Genomic DNA, 15,318 nt, shown 5'->3' with positions numbered 1-15,318 from the left:
ATGGTATACCATCCATAAAGAGACAGGGCCTCTCCATCTAACCACCCCAATCCTGGATTATCCCCTCTGGTCTGTGCGGTAAGATAGAGCACAAGAATTCCTCGCATCCCGTAATAGGAGAAACGTTCCCACATTTCGGTCATAAATTATATGTATAGTCCTGCCGGATGTCCCAAAAGTTCTCTTTGGTGTGCTGGTTTTGTTGTTGCCATAATTATTTTCTGGTTAGGTTATAAGTTGTCTTTTATAAAATTGGTCATTTTAGTATACAGCTGTAGTCTGGTATTCCCGCCTGAAATACCATGGTTCTTATCGGGATAAATGGCCCAATCGAATTGTTTATTGGCCTGAACAAGTTCCGTAATCATGCGCATTGTATTCTGTACATGCACATTGTCGTCTCCGGAGCCGTGAATAAGCAGATACTTCCCCTTTAATAAATTCGGATATGTCAACGGGCTATTCCCGTCATATCCGCCGGGATTTTCCTGAGGGGTTTGCATAAAACGTTCTGTATATACTGTATCGTAAAAACGCCAGCTGGTAACCGGTGCAACCGCTATAGCCAATTCAAAAGTATCATTTCCTTTCAGGATACAATTGGAGGCCATAAAACCTCCGTAGCTCCAACCCCAGATTCCGGTTCTGTCCTCATCAATAAAATCTAATTCGCTGAGCTTTTTAGCTACCGCGATCTGATCTTCCACTTCGTACTTCCCTAATTCCTTGTAGGTCATTTTTTTAAAATCCCGTCCTTTCAGGCCTGTGCCCCGGCCATCCACGCAGGCTACAATAATCCCTTCCTGCGCCAGTAGCTGATTCCAGTAATCATTGCTTCCCAACCAGCGATTGGCCACTAGCTGGGACCCCGGACCGCTGTACTGAAAGAGAAAAAGCGGATATTTCTTAGCAGCATCAAAATTAGCCGGTTTCACCATCCACATGTTAAGCTCATAGCCGTTGATCTCTATGGTGGAAAATTCTTTGGGACTGGTCTGATACCCGGCAAGCTTTTCCTTTACTATTTTATTATCGAGGATTTCCTTTACCTGCTCTCCATTGGAAGCATTGTGCAGAGTATACTCAAAAGGGGTATCCGCATTGGAAAACGTATTGATAAAATACGTGAAATTAGTGCTAAAGGCGGCACTGTTGGTCCCTGTCTTATTGGTGAGTCTTTTCTTGTTTTTTCCATTGATACCAACGCTGTACACATCTCTGTTTATGGAACCGTTTTCAGTTCCCTGGTAAAAAATGGTCTTCTTTTTTGGGTCAAAGCCGTAGTACTTAGTGACCTCCCACGACCCATTGGTCAGTTGTTTTTTTAAACCCCCATCTGGCTTGTGCAGATAGATATGGTTATAGCCATCCTTTTCACTGGTCCAGATAAAACTGTCATCTTCTAAGAAAGTTAGGTTGTCCGTAATATCTACATAGGCAGGGTCTTGTTCCGCCAGTAACAGAGAAACAGTACCTTCCCTGGCGTTTATAGTATACATCTTTAGGTGGTTCTGAAGCCGATTCAGAGTTTGGACACTGAGTTCATTGGCATTGTACTTCCATTGAATCCTTGGAATATAGTAATCCTGTGGCAATGAAATATCGGAGGTCTGCTTCTTGGCCAACTCATATAAATGAAGTGTAACTGTAGAATTATCCTCCCCGGCCTTTGGGTACTTAAATTGATCCTGAGAGGGATACAAAGAAGTCCCGTAAACATCCATTGAAAATTCCGGGACCGCTTGTTCATCAAACCGCAAGAAGGCGATTATAGTACCATCAGCATTCCAGGCAAAGGCCCTTACAAAGCCAAATTCTTCTTCATATACCCAATCTGTGACCCCATTGATGATAGCATTGGTCTCCCCATCCTGTGTTATTTGTGCTGTATTTCCGGAAGGCAGATCCAGCACAAATAAATTGTTCTCAAAAACGTAGGCCACTTTGTTCCCGTCCGGGGACAATAGCGGGGCCATGATCTTTTCATCAGAAATTTTAAGAGACACCTTCGTGGCCAAATCATACACATAGTAAACCGCTCTTTTGGAATAGCGGTAAATAGATTCTACTTCAGTAGCCAGTAAAAGTTTAGACTCATCCTCATTAAAGCTGTAGGATGTAAAATAAGGCACACCGTTGGCCGGAGAGGAAGTAAGTATGGTCTCCGTTTGCTGCAAGGTCTTGTATTCGTATTTCAGAATACTACTTGTTCTACTCTTCTTGTTTGCGTCTAACAGGGTGTAATGTTGCCCATCATTCATAGACCGCAGGGCATCCATTCCCTTGGTGGTGAAAGCCCCACCCCATATTTCTTCCAGTGTTATTTTTTTCTGTTGAGTGTAAACAAAAGTAGTTGCCGAAATAAATAGCAACAAAACCAGGTATTTTTTCATTCCAGGGATTTGATTGTATTGTAACCTTCAAGTTTACTAATATTTTCGCTAAAAAAATAACTTTAAAGCATGCAATTAACCAGCGCCGCGTGCAGCAGGCGGGTTAAGTGCGGATAAATTCCCCATTTTCATTTTGAACAGGCCCTAAAAAAATCTTGTCATTATCACTATCTTTGACCGCATATAAGATCTTACCATGCCCTCACCTATTGAAGGATTTTCAAAGCTAACAAAAGAAGAAAAGATTCGATGGATCGCTGAACACTATACACACGATCCGAAGGCCAGTATTTCCCTTTTTAAAACCTATTGGAACAAGGACGCAGATCTGCAACAGTTGCACGATGAATTTATTGAGAATACCCTCTCTAACTTCTACTTGCCTCTGGGTATTGCGCCCAACTTTTTAATCAATGGTAAGGTATATGCCCTGCCCATGGCCATTGAAGAAAGTTCAGTGGTAGCCGCAGCCAGCAAAGCTGCAAAATTTTGGTTTTCCCGGGGTGGTTTCAGGACCAAAATATTGGGAACTGAAAAAATAGGGCAGGTACATTTTATGTATCAAGGCGATCCGGGCAGACTTGCTGCCTTCGTGGAGCAAATACAACCCCTCTTTGTTAGTGAAACACTGTCCATTACCAAGAACATGGTGGCCCGGGGTGGAGGCATCAAGAAGGTGGAGCTAAGGGATAAGCGCCAGGACTTAAAAGACTACTACCAATTACACTGCACTTTTGAGACCCTGGATGCCATGGGGGCCAATTTTATAAATTCATGTCTTGAACAATTTGCTAAGACCTTGCAACGAGAAGCAAGTACCTCCCCCATCTTACGGCCAGAGGAAAGGCATTTGGAGGTTGTGATGAGCATACTTTCCAATTACGTTCCGCAATGTTTTGTGCGGGCTGAAGTTAGCTGTCCCGTAGATGAATTAGGTTCTGTAGGCGACATCAGTGCCAGCGAATTTGCAGAAAAAATGATACGAGCCATTTCCATTGCCAATATTGAGCCCTACCGGGCCGTAACCCACAACAAAGGGATCATGAATGGTATTGATGCCATTGTTTTGGCCACAGGCAATGATTTTAGGGCCGTGGAAGCTGGGATACATGCCTATGCAGCCAAAGATGGCACCTATAGGAGTTTGACCCATGCGAGCCTTGAAAATGAGGTGTTCCGATTTTGGATAGAGGTACCACTTGCACTGGGAACGGTTGGTGGCCTAACCAGCTTGCACCCTCTGGTAAAGCTGGCGTTAGAAATACTAGGGCAGCCCTCAGCCAAAGACCTTATGGGGTTGGTGGCCGTTGCCGGACTGGCACAGAACTTCGGAGCCGTTCAGTCCTTGGTAACAACCGGAATTCAACAGGGGCACATGAAAATGCATTTATTGAATATTTTAAATCAAATGGGAGCCTCGGAGCAAGAAAAGAAACAACTGGTAGAACATTTTAAAAAACACAGTGCCACACATAGTGCGGTAGTAGAAGCCCTACAAGAACTAAGAAAGACCTCCTAGATGAATCTTCATTATCACAGCAACGGCAAGCTCTTACTTACAGGTGAATATGCCGTCCTGGACGGGGCTCTGGCGCTGGGCCTTCCTTGCAGCATGGGACAAGGACTCACCATTGAGAAACAAAAGGAAGGCGGACTGATTTGGAAAAGCCTGGACCACAAAGGAAAGTCCTGGTTTGAGACCAGGTTTGAAGTTTTAGAATTAAGTGGGGATATGCATAAAGCCAGTACTTCGGATATTAGGGGAACATTGCTCAACATACTTCAGGGAGCTATACAACTAAATCCAGATTTTCTAAGCAGACTTCAGGGTCAAATGGCCATATCCAAACTAGAATTTCCCCGGGATTGGGGTTTGGGTAGTTCCTCTACCCTTATTAATAATGTTGCCCAATGGGCAGCTGTTGATCCTTACCAATTATTGTGGAACAGTTTTTCCGGAAGTGGATACGACATTGCCTGTGCACAGCACAATCAGCCCCTCACCTACCAACTTAAGGACCAGAAGCCTCAGATACATTTACTGCCTTTTAAGCTGCCTTTTTCCGCCGAGCTATTTTTTGTGCATCTCAACAGAAAACAAAATAGCAGAGAGGGCATCACGAGATACAAAAGGGTCATAGCTAATCAGCGGCATTTTATTGAGGAGATCTCCACCATCACAAGGGAAGTTGCCGCCTGCAGGGATAGCAGGGTTTTTGAGGAATTGCTCCTGCAACACGAGATCCTTTTATCCGAGGCCATTCAACTCACAAGAATCCAAGATCAGCTTTTTCCGGATTTTAAAGGATTTATAAAAAGCCTGGGGGCTTGGGGAGGTGATTTTGTGCTCGCGATGGGAACGTCGAAAATTCCGGAATATTTTACTTCTAAAGGCTATTCTACAGTTCTTTTTTATGATGACCTGGTACTATAAAAAAGCCCCGGCTTTTCAACCAGGGCTCAAGAGGATGTGTCTTTTTTTTAGTAGAAAATAGATCTATTATCTTCTATTTCGGCTTTCTCTTTTAAAGCATTGATTATACTGTTGGCCACACTAGCAGCATTTGCCGCCTGCAAGGCATTGGCATAGGTCACATAATTATCTAGTACAGGGGCCTCTTCCTTATTAGTAACTTCAAACATGAATACCCCAGACTCTCCTTCAATAAGTTTGGAAGTGTCTCCTGTATTCATTGAAAAAGCCGTTCCTACTACCAAAGGTTCTCTTCCGGCCCCCGGAATAGTTGGAGTTTTAACCGTAAGAGCCGTAGCCGTTGATACGTTCGTATTATTAGATGAAGCCATGTCCGCCAGGGATTTACCGGTATTGGCCGCTTTGATCTTTTCGGCTTTCTTTTTCTTTCGAAGTATTGGAAGCACTGTTACGGAAGCATCCTCAACATCCATTAATCCTTTTTTATAGGTAGCTGTTAACTGCACCACTGCATAGCCGTTATTAACATCAAATCGCTTAATATCCCCTAATTCGGTGTCTTCCGCAAAAGCCCATTGTACGATTCTTCGCTGGGCTCCGAGGCCTGGCAAATTCTCATCCATAGCCATTAATTTATTTACCGGTCTAACTACATAGTCGTTTTCTTTGGCGATCTCATTGAGGCTCTTTTTAGAATCTACGGCTGCCATCTCGAACTTTGTGGCATCTGTAAAGAGTGTATTGATGGTTTCATCCGAAGGTTCTATATCCCTGGTAAGGGTAGCAAGTTGCACCAGGTCTCGCTTATCATCTACCTTTACTATATGGTATCCAAATTCGGTTTCCACAAGTCCGATGTAGCCTACCGGATTTCCGAAGGCAAAATCGTTGAATTTAGGTGTCATGATCCCTTCCTCGAAATACCCAAGATCTCCGCCCCTGGGAGCCGAAGGTCCGTCTGAGTTATCTCTTGCGAGTTGAGCAAAAACGGCATCATCCTTTACTGCAGAGGCCAAAACTTCCTTGGCCTTTGTTTCAGCTTGTTCCTTAGTTCTGGTAACTTCAGGATTGGCGCGTTCTGCACCTTCATAGGTAATCAGGATATGACTGGCCTTTACAGAACCGTTGGGTTTTTTGGCCATCATCCGGGAAATTTTAAATACGTCCCCATCTCGGTAAGGTCCAAAAACATCTCCTACCTTCAGTTGCATTAGGGAATCTGCAAAGGCGGAAGGTAGTTGGCCCAGAGCCTTAAATATTGTATCGTATTTGGTATCAGAATTCCTATCAAGGAAGGCCTCCACATCTGTGGTATTTCTGAAACCCCTCACTGTTATTGTGGTATCCCTGTCTGCAAAATATTCCTGTGTATCATCCAAAAGCTTTGTAATAGAAGTTTTGGTGGCTTCCAGGTCTTCCGCTGAAGGTGCTTCTTCGAAATACACAAATTGGATATCCCTGGAAGTTTCCTGGGTGTATTTCTTTTCATTTTTCTTAATATACGCCTCAATCTCACTTTTAGTGATCACGATAGTGCTGTCTGGGATTGAAGTATAGGGCACACGCACATAGCGTATGTCTGCCTTGTCATTGGCCAGCTTGTAGTCTAACTCTCCTTCTTTTAAGGTAGCACCCATTCCGGAACGGATAAGGTTAAAGTACACCTGTTGCTTGGCACTTTCTATAATGGCCTCCTCATCCTGCAACCAGTCCTCGTATTGGGTGGGTGCGTTAAGCTTTAATTCCAGGATAAAGTCTCTGAATTTCCTTTCATCGAATAGGCCGTTTTCATCAACAAATTGCGGGTTCTGAGCCAGACCCGGACTATTCTTGATCACTTCAATGATCTGATCCTGTTCTATATCGATCCCCAGTGAAGCGATCTGTTGATCGAGCAGGGTACTGCGTTCTATCTGGTTCCAAATACTATTCACCAGCTGCATTGAGGATGCATTTGGGCCGCTATTCCTAGAAGCGCGTTCTATCTTTTTTCGGAACATATCAATAGGAATTTCCTGCCCGTTGATCTCTCCTACAGAAGAGCCCACTTTGCCACCAGAGAACCCATTACTGGTAAAGATCCCAGAAATTACAAAGGCAAATAATGCCAGACCTATGATAAGGATCAATACTGTAGTTCGCTTCCGAATATTTTCTAAAATTGCCATTTATCTAGATTGTTTAAAATCAGTGGGCGAAATTACCATTTTCCCTTAAATAATAAAAACGAAAAGACCGCTATCTGCACCCAAGTGTTTGCTTAGTCGTTATCTGATACTTCCAGAGTCACTAAATCTATTTTTGTGCTCGAAACTTCCAGGACGGTAAATAGGTAATCCCCGATTTTTATTTCCGCACCTTTCTCCGGAATCTCCCCTGTTTCATGCACAAGCAGACCACCCAGGGTTTCAAATTCTTCGGTGTCGGGCAATTCCAATTTATAGGTTTCGTTGATATAATCTACCTCCAGCCTGGCAGAGAATGTATAGGTGGTATCACTGGTTTGTTCTTCAATAAGGTCTGTACTATCGTGTTCATCTTCGATCTCACCAAATAATTCTTCCACAATATCTTCTACGGTCATCACCCCGGAGGTACCCCCGTATTCATCTAAAACCACGGCCATACTCTTCCGTTTTTTGGTAAGAATTTTAAGGATCTCGTGGATAAGCATGGTTTCCGGTACAAATTCTACCGGCAGTAAAATACTTTTAATGGTCTTTGGTTTCTTAAAAAGCTCGTAAGAATGCACATACCCAATTATATTGTCTATGGTGTCTTTATAAACCAGGATCTTGGAATAGCCGGTCTCTGTAAAAAGCTTTGCCAGGCTCTTGGGGGTTTCGTGTAATTCTACAGCTGTTATTTCTGTTCTGGGCACCATCACTTCTCTGGCCTTAACGGCCGAAAACTCGAGCGCATTCTGAAAGATCTGTATCTCAGAATCTACATTATCTTCCTCTTCCAGGGCCTCCATCTGTTCTGTGATATAATCCCCTAATTCTAATTTACTGAAGGCCAGTTGCACTTCATCCCCATCTGTTTTAAACAAGGTGCGCAGAATTAAGTTGGTTATTTTTATAATAAAATCTGAGACGAAGGAAAATAGTGCATAGAATAAATAGGCGGGTATTGCCAGGATCTTTAGCAGGGTATTGGCGTATATCTGAAAAAATACTTTTGGCAGAAACTCCGCCGTAACCAATATGATGATGGTTGAAATGATGGTTTGGGTAAGCAGACTAAAATCTGTGAGCCATATTTGCACAAAGCCATAGGGTGAGGGCAGCATACTCTGAAACCAGTTCATCAGAAGATCGCCCATATAAAACCCATAGACCACCAGGGCTATATTGTTCCCGATAAGCATGGTGGCAATAAACTTGGAGGGTTTATGTGTAAGCTTGGCCAGTACTTTGGCTAAAAAGCCGGCTTGTTTCTTCTCAATTTCAATATGGATCTTATTGGCAGAAACAAATGCAATCTCCATCCCTGAAAAAAAGGCGGATAGTATCAGGCACAGAATAATGATTAAGATAGGTGTATCCACAATTACGATTGGTTTTCCTTCTTCCTTTTTTCAAATTTCCTCCTATAATTGCGGCGGAAGATGAACATCCCTATAGAAACAATGGCAAAGAAGATGAATATATAAGTTCCTTCCTGGTTTGTTTCCCAAAGATCTCCAATCTTATAGATTGAAACGATGGCAACTATTAGATACAGGTATTCTGTAAATCGCAATAACTTGATCATGATTCGTTTTCCTTTATGGTCATTAATCCATTGGTTTTATGAGCTTTTAAAATACTAAAATCACGGTTAAAATCCATGCCCTCCCCATCCATAATACTACCTTCTTCCGGATTTGTATATTTAAATTTTTCTTGTGTAAAGATCCACTCTTCGTTTCTGTCCCAATAGAGTTGGGGGGTCTCTAACTTTTTCCCGTCGTGTGTTTCGATTACCACATTTCCCCGCAGGTCTATGATATCGGTTTGGGAATAAATGATCCCGAAGTCTGCCTTTATCGTACTTTTTTTATTATCTGCATCAAAGTATTCTACTTCCAGGCCATTGGGGAACGTTCTGTACTTAAAAAGCATGTTGTCATAATCCTCACTGAGGGGGCTCTTTAATATAGCGATCACCCTGGAATTTCCCTCATCTTCACTTTCCAGTTCCTCTGTGGTTTCTGTATAGGTGAGCTCAAAATCTTGTGCCACACCCTGAGGATAGACCTCAATTTTTTTTTCGTCTCCCACACGCTGATAGGTATCCTGGCAGCTATAAAAAAAGATTGCCACGGTTAAAACCATGGCAATTGAGATTGGTATTTTTTTACCCAAGGGTTTCATACTTATAAACTGGGGACGGTAATACTGCCGCCTACCCAACATTTAAAACTCAGGGTTTTTCCGGCCATGCCAGAATTAAAGAGATCTGTCTTTGAGGGTGCTTTGGCCTCATAACTTGCTGCAGCCTGACTTGCCCTGCCGCTTAAAGCCGGATCTACTCTACCCGCCTTGCGAGCCATATCGGCTGCCTTCCAGTACATGGCGCGTTTTTCGAATGGGGTATCCCCACAATCATTGGCACTGGCAGCGTACAAACTGGCAATCAGTAAATAGGCATTTCCATTTGAAGGGTTGGCATCAATGGCCTTCAATGCATAGCTTCTGGAAGTAGACCTGTTACTTCTTCTATAGCTGGTTGCGATCTTGTAGGCGATATTAGATTTCTTCCTTGAATTTGTTTCCAAATCAAGCGCCTTGTTAAAGTCGGCAATAGCTGCGCTGTTATCTCCGGCTTTTTGTTTCAGCGTTCCTCCGTATACATATGCGTCTGCTGATGGATCTAGCGCCAATTGAGCTTCATAGAGTTTTTTAAACATAGGATCGTCAGTACACTCTTTACTGAACATTCTTCCTACCGCTCTTTTTACCCAGGTAACATCTCCTTTTTTGGCATCATAACTCCTTTCATAAAGTGGAATCAGGTTTTCACAATCTGCAAGTGCTCCCAATTTAGAATCTACGCTCCCGGCAATTTTACCATAGGATTCAGAATTCGTGGTAGCCACTCTCAAGCTTCTTTTTTCTTTCGACGTAAGGGTGCCTGCATCTTCCTTAGGAAGTAATTTGTTGATGACGTCTGTTAACTGGCTGTTCTCATCCTCGATCTTTTCAGTAACATCATCATAGGTATCAAAAACGTCTTGTAATTCCTTCTTATTGGCACTGTATAAGTCTACCAGACTTGAGAAATAAAGATATAATGCTTTCGGGTTCTTAAAATTTTCCTTGTCTTCCTTAAATGCTTTGTCTAACATAGAAAAGATATCATCGTCTGAAGCCATCTTATTGTCATACATTAATAACACCTTATCGATCGCTACCATTCCAGGGGTAAAACTCTCAGGGAAGTATTTATTACTGTCTTCATATACTTTAAGCAGCTCTTTGATAAAAGCATCTTTTTCTGCCCCACTGCTTTTCTCGATCTTATCCATCAATATCCTTTCCCCATAGGAGAAGTTTGCTTTGTTGATATCAGGGCAAGCTTCATAAACCATTTTCCATGGGCCGTAAGCCGCATCGTAATTCTTAACTTTAGCATGCTCTGCGTAAATGGAAAGGTTGGTCATACATTCAGGATTTTGTCCCTGTCCCAAACTCATGCCTGTGAAGCCAACTAAGGCAATCATCATCAAGTAAAGTTCCTTTTTCATTGTGTTACGTTTTAAAGCGGTTAATGTACTAATTTTTTATCAATTTATTTTTCTTTTTTGGAACCATCTGTCGTTGAAAGAGAGTCCTATGTTGACCCTAAAGTATTTTTCCTCAATCAGATCTGCTGCGGTGGTCCCTCTTTTCCCCCATTCAAATCCAAGGTTGAGATTAGAGAAACTACCTCCCAATGGTAACCCTAGACCAAAAGTTATGCCAAAGTTATCTATCTCTTTGTCATTAACCACAATCCCGGTCATGTCGTATCTAATTCCAGCCCTGTACGTCACTCGTTTAAGTAAACTTCCAAAAGAGGTATAGTCTGGAATGAAATGAGCTCCAAGGGCATAAGAACTGGCATCTTTGTATTCCTGATTTTGAATTTGTAAGAATCGGTTTTCAAAAGTACTCAGCTGTTGAAAACTGTATTCTGCCCCCATGAACCACTTTTTCTCTTCGCCAAAACCAAGGCCAAAGGTGGCAATGGTAGGAATCTTCAACTCGGTGTTCGCCAAGCCCTGTTCCTGCAGGTTTACATTTATTTCTTCTATGGTACTCCCGTTTGCCTGTGAGAAAGACCCGAAGGTCTGGGTGTTCTCTGAAAGGAGGTTTATCTGGGTATTGACCACGGCAGAGGTATAGAGGGTATATTTATCCTTAATGGTAGGCGAATAGGTGAGACCATAGACAAAATCCCATCCGTTTATTTTGGATCCCTGAGTTTCTCTTGTGCCAAACTGAAGTCCGTCTATCCGTTGAATTTTTTCACTTTCCAGGGTCCCGAAATTAAAATTCATCGTTGCCCCCAAATTCAGGTCCTTAGCCAATTCAAATCCAACAGAGAGAAAAACCTGATTGATGCCTCCGGATCCGGAGTAAAGATTGGTAACATCATTTCCACTGGGGTCCAGGGTGTTTTGCAAAACGTCATATCCCACGGAAGAAAAAGGCCTAAGGCCTAAACCTGCACCGATCTTTGGCCCCAAAGGAAATCCTATAGCCAGATATTCCATATTGGTCACGGATGTCTTTTCCTGATCGGTAAAACTGTTAAGCGATATTTCCCTGTGACTTAGCCCTGCGGTATAGGTTGTAAGTCGCAATTTTCCGTACCCTGCAGGATTTTTTAGGGTAAGGTGGATACTGTCTGTATAAAGACTAAGGCCACCCATCATTTGGTTTTCTATGGTGCTCCCGGACCTGAGATCGCCTATGCCGAAGTAAGAATATGGAGATACTGTTCCATTTTGTGCGTGCAGGCTACATGCTGCAAGGCATATTACAATAAAACCAATTTTTCTGATCATCTAGTGTTTGTTGTATTCGAGCAAATAATTCAAGCCCTCCAGGAGAAAATTTGAATGGGCAAATATGGTATTTTTTAACCGATTGGACAAAAATTGACCGTCTCCCCCTGTTAAAATAACTGTTAAATGTTCGAATCGGGTATGGTACTGAGAAATAACCCCGTCTATCTCCTGGGAAATACCATTGATAACCCCGCTGTGCATGCTCTTCTCGGTGGTATTCCCAATGAGTTCTACAAACGGACTGGGATCTAACAAAGGTAGTTTGGCCGTATGCTGGTGCAGCGCTCTGTAGCGCATGAGCAGGCCCGGGGAGATGGCGCCCCCACAGTATTCCCCTCTGTCATTGATAAGGTCATAGGTAATACAGGTGCCAGCGTCTATTACCAAGGTGTTGGTATGAGGATATTTATAAAAGGCTGCGGTAGCCAGCGCAATACGGTCTACCCCTAAGGTTTGGGGACTTGCATAGGAATTCTTAAAGGGCACTGAAGCCACTGCAGTAAGGAGTTGTACCTTACAAAAGATAGCCAGGACGTTGATTTCCTTTTTGGAAAGCGACCCAACGGAGGCTACCAGCGCATGTGTAATTTCCGGAAACTTGGAAAATACATCCTTTACCGCTTTTGGAAAGCCCGGCCTGTCCGTACTCGTTAGAAATAAAAGTTCCTTTTTTCTGAACACCGCCAACTTAATGGAAGTATTCCCTGCGTCTATGACAACGTTCATACTGCAAAGATTAAAAATTGGCAAAAAAGAATCTCCTTTTTTTCCTTTTTTATTGGTAGTTCCTAAATTTGAATTTATATTTGCCCCCGCCTACGCCCAAGGCTTCGGCGGGTGCAGACCTTTAAATGGTACCTTAGCTCTCCCGTATAGTTATCGGGAGGTAGAGCAACGGACTGATCCCGATAGCTATCGGGACGTGTGTCCCTAAATAGTTTTGGGAATTGCGATCAAAGAAAAATTGAAATACTGGTACCTTAGCTCAGTTGGTAGAGCAACGGACTGAAAATCCGTGTGTCCCTGGTTCGATTCCTGGAGGTACCACATCAAACTCAAAAAGCTCATTCGCAAGAATGGGCTTTTTTCATTTTAAACAACGTACCAAGCTAGCTTGGTAAAGGCGTGAGAAATGAAAAAAGCAATTGCCGCTAGGCAATGAGCTTTGTAGTTTTTGCAGGATCGGGAACAAAGGAACAACGAGTCCCGATAGCTATCGGGACGAAGTTAATCCTGGAACATTTGGATAGTTCGTATAACTAAATATCAAATCCAAGATTACTTTTACAAAACTGCCAACCTTTGTAGGCCTAAAGAAACAACGAGCGAAGCGAGGAAATGAATTCAGCACCGGGCCAAAAACACAAAAAACAAATTCCAAATTCCAAATTCCAAATTCCAAATTCCAAATTCCAAATTCCAAATTCCAGTAATTATATAAAAGGAAGTATACAACTTTCATTGCAATGCCTCTTTTGGACCCAGGCAGGGAAGCAATCCTGTTTCTGAACAAAGTTGAATTAACAGCAAAGAACAGGTATCGGCAAGAAGTTGAGTGATACTAACTCTGAGCAATAATGGCTTACCGTGCCTACATGCACACAAATTGCAGGCTGGGGTAGTATCTTTCTCTCTACAGACAAAACGAATGATCAAGGTACGGTTATCTTCATTTGTACATCGGGGAAGGCGGCAAATAAAGGTAGATTTTCCTTATTCCGAAGAGGTTAATGACCATATAAAAAAGTTTCCCAAGATTCGTTGGAGCCGAACGCACCAATGCTTTTATCTGCCCTACAATCAAGTACTTTTTCTTGAGTTTTATGCCTATTTACGAGAACGGAATTTTTTTGTTGACTATCAACAACTAAACGGTCTCAAGACCATTTCCAAATACAAAAAGAGGGAGCCGCGGAAATCATTAATTGAATTATTAGAAGGCCGGTATCTGGAAATTTATAAGGAATACAAGGTATACCTTCAAGGGTTAAGGCATAGCCCAAATACGGTTGCCGTCTATGGACATTTTATTGTAGCTTTCTTGTTGTTTTTAAAAGAGAAACGGCCAGCTGCGATAGACAATCCCGTAGTACAGCGTTTTGTAGAACAACTGGTTTCAGACAAAGGGTATAGTATTAGTAGTCACCGACAATTGATCAGTGCCATCAAACATTTTGCTGAACGATTTAATATAAGCGGTATTGAAGTAACTTCTTTAAAACGGCCTTCAAAGCAAAATCGGTTGCCTGTAGTTCTGAGCCAGCAGGAAGTTATTTCCTTGCTGAGACACACCGCCAACCTAAAACACCGTTTGGCGCTTGCCCTGATCTATTCTGCAGGTTTACGAATTAGCGAATTAATTCATTTACGGAAGGCAGACATAGATATAGACCGGAGGCAAGTACGAATAGAAAGAGGAAAAGGAAGGAAAGATCGGTATGTAATACTGGCGGAAAGCATCTTGCCACTATTGCAAAACTATCTGCAAACTTATCGTCCGAGGCACTTTATGCTGGAGGGTAACGCAGGTGATATGTACAGTGCCGGAAGCGTTCGCAATTTCCTGAGGAGATCTTGTTTTAAGGCCGGCATCAAAAAACAGGTTACACCACATACCTTGCGCCATTCTTATGCCACCCACTTAATAGAAAACGGCGTTGGTTTGCGGCATGTTCAGGAACTACTGGGACATGCCAAGCCAGAAACCACCATGATCTATACCCACATTGCTAAAAAGGATCTTTTACAGATCCGAAGTCCACTAGACGAAGCCGTACTTCAATTTCTGGAACCCGATAAGCATCCCACTAAAATATCCTTATCCGGAAGATTTAAGGGATAAATAGCTATTTTTATACACATATAACAAGTTGTAAAACATTTATAAAAAACTGTCAAATTTGAATTTTATTGAAAGTAAAGCTCTGAATAAAAATATCGGAATCGAATATTTTAGGTGGATTGTGAAAAAAACTTTTTTTAAATTTTTCAATCAGAAAATTAAGGTAGAAAACAAAAAGGTTGATTTGACCATAATACGAAATGAAATGACTCTTTCTGAAATAAGTCATTTAATCGGATTTCTTTTTGTAACAATTTTTGCTATAACTAAAAGTTTCAGCGTAAGTATCGTGTTCGGACTTACAATAATGATTCCTAATATTTTAATGAATTTATATCCTTCATTATTACAACAGGAAAATAAAAGACGAATTGACAAACTGATAAAAAACAAAAACTGTAGCTAACATCGGCTATAATTCATCGCTGCTTTCCTGCTTAATTGAAATTTCCTACATTTAAATTAAACTAAATTTGGCTTCAATGGTTGAAAGGCCAGGGCTCGCTTTGCCAGCGCGAATTTCTAACGACAAAGCCGTTAGATCCTCCGCTAGCTTCGTCCCCATCGCCGCGCCGCAATCATAGCCAAAGCCGTTGTACACAATATATAC

The 15,318-nt window shown here is 42.2% G+C and carries 12 protein-coding genes, 1 tRNA gene and 1 pseudogene; 5 read left to right on the top strand and 9 right to left on the bottom strand.

All coding sequences use genetic code 11. The features are described from left to right. Nucleotides 1–212 (bottom strand): annotated as a pseudogene (locus tag WBM49_RS02530) (peptide MFS transporter); the annotation flags it as partial. Between the two features lie 18 nt (nt 213–230). Next, the gene (locus tag WBM49_RS02525; protein WP_424370492.1) at nt 231–2,393 is read right to left on the bottom strand and encodes a S9 family peptidase; all 2,163 of its coding nucleotides are present in this window, start codon (nt 2,391–2,393) and stop codon (nt 231–233) included. A gap of 196 nt (nt 2,394–2,589) precedes the next feature. On the opposite strand from WBM49_RS02525, the gene WBM49_RS02520 reads away from it, so the two are divergent. Next, nucleotides 2,590–3,912: a hydroxymethylglutaryl-CoA reductase, degradative gene (locus tag WBM49_RS02520; protein WP_424370491.1), complete on the top strand. Its 1,323-nt coding sequence runs from the start codon at nt 2,590–2,592 to the stop codon at nt 3,910–3,912. Further along, entirely contained in the window at nt 3,913–4,827 is a 915-nt protein-coding gene (locus tag WBM49_RS02515) for a GYDIA family GHMP kinase (protein WP_424370490.1), read from the top strand. It begins immediately after the preceding gene. A gap of 47 nt (nt 4,828–4,874) precedes the next feature. Here WBM49_RS02515 and WBM49_RS02510 read toward each other — a convergent pair whose 3' ends face one another. The 7 genes from WBM49_RS02510 to WBM49_RS02480 form a co-directional block, all read right to left on the bottom strand. Continuing rightward, the gene (locus WBM49_RS02510; RefSeq protein WP_424370489.1) at nt 4,875–6,995 is read right to left on the bottom strand and encodes a peptidylprolyl isomerase; all 2,121 of its coding nucleotides are present in this window, start codon (nt 6,993–6,995) and stop codon (nt 4,875–4,877) included. Nucleotides 6,996–7,087: 92 nt separating this feature from the next. Further along, nucleotides 7,088–8,377, bottom strand: a complete 1,290-nt coding sequence (locus WBM49_RS02505; protein WP_424370488.1) for a hemolysin family protein — start codon at nt 8,375–8,377, stop codon at nt 7,088–7,090. Nucleotides 8,378–8,379: 2 nt separating this feature from the next. Then, the gene (locus WBM49_RS02500; protein WP_424370487.1) at nt 8,380–8,583 is read right to left on the bottom strand and encodes a hypothetical protein; all 204 of its coding nucleotides are present in this window, start codon (nt 8,581–8,583) and stop codon (nt 8,380–8,382) included. Continuing rightward, entirely contained in the window at nt 8,580–9,185 is a 606-nt protein-coding gene (lptC, locus tag WBM49_RS02495; RefSeq protein WP_424370486.1) for an LPS export ABC transporter periplasmic protein LptC, read from the bottom strand. The genes WBM49_RS02500 and lptC overlap by 4 nt, the downstream gene beginning before the upstream one ends. Nucleotides 9,186–9,187: 2 nt before the next feature. Next, nucleotides 9,188–10,558: a hypothetical protein gene (locus WBM49_RS02490; protein WP_424370485.1), complete on the bottom strand. Its 1,371-nt coding sequence runs from the start codon at nt 10,556–10,558 to the stop codon at nt 9,188–9,190. Between the two features lie 39 nt (nt 10,559–10,597). Then, nucleotides 10,598–11,863, bottom strand: a complete 1,266-nt coding sequence (locus tag WBM49_RS02485; protein WP_424370484.1) for a hypothetical protein — start codon at nt 11,861–11,863, stop codon at nt 10,598–10,600. Further along, the gene (locus WBM49_RS02480; protein ID WP_424370483.1) at nt 11,864–12,592 is read right to left on the bottom strand and encodes a type III pantothenate kinase; all 729 of its coding nucleotides are present in this window, start codon (nt 12,590–12,592) and stop codon (nt 11,864–11,866) included. It lies immediately after the preceding gene. Between the two features lie 248 nt (nt 12,593–12,840). Here WBM49_RS02480 and WBM49_RS02475 point away from each other — a divergent pair. From WBM49_RS02475 to WBM49_RS02465, 3 genes are all read left to right on the top strand, one after another. Further along, nucleotides 12,841–12,913: transfer RNA gene (locus tag WBM49_RS02475), tRNA-Phe, on the top strand. A gap of 601 nt (nt 12,914–13,514) precedes the next feature. Next, nucleotides 13,515–14,708 carry a tyrosine-type recombinase/integrase gene (locus WBM49_RS02470; protein WP_424370482.1) on the top strand — a complete coding sequence of 398 codons (1,194 nt, stop codon included), beginning with the start codon at nt 13,515–13,517 and terminating at the stop codon, nt 14,706–14,708. A gap of 58 nt (nt 14,709–14,766) precedes the next feature. After that, nucleotides 14,767–15,114, top strand: a complete 348-nt coding sequence (locus WBM49_RS02465) for a hypothetical protein (RefSeq protein WP_424370481.1) — start codon at nt 14,767–14,769, stop codon at nt 15,112–15,114. Nucleotides 15,115–15,318 lie beyond the last annotated feature (204 nt).

It is taken from the genome of Muriicola sp. (genome assembly GCF_049669965.1).
In the GTDB taxonomy this organism is placed as follows: domain Bacteria; phylum Bacteroidota; class Bacteroidia; order Flavobacteriales; family Flavobacteriaceae; genus Muriicola.
Note: the sequence above shows the minus strand (reverse complement) of the source record. Positions and strands in the feature narration are given on the sequence as shown.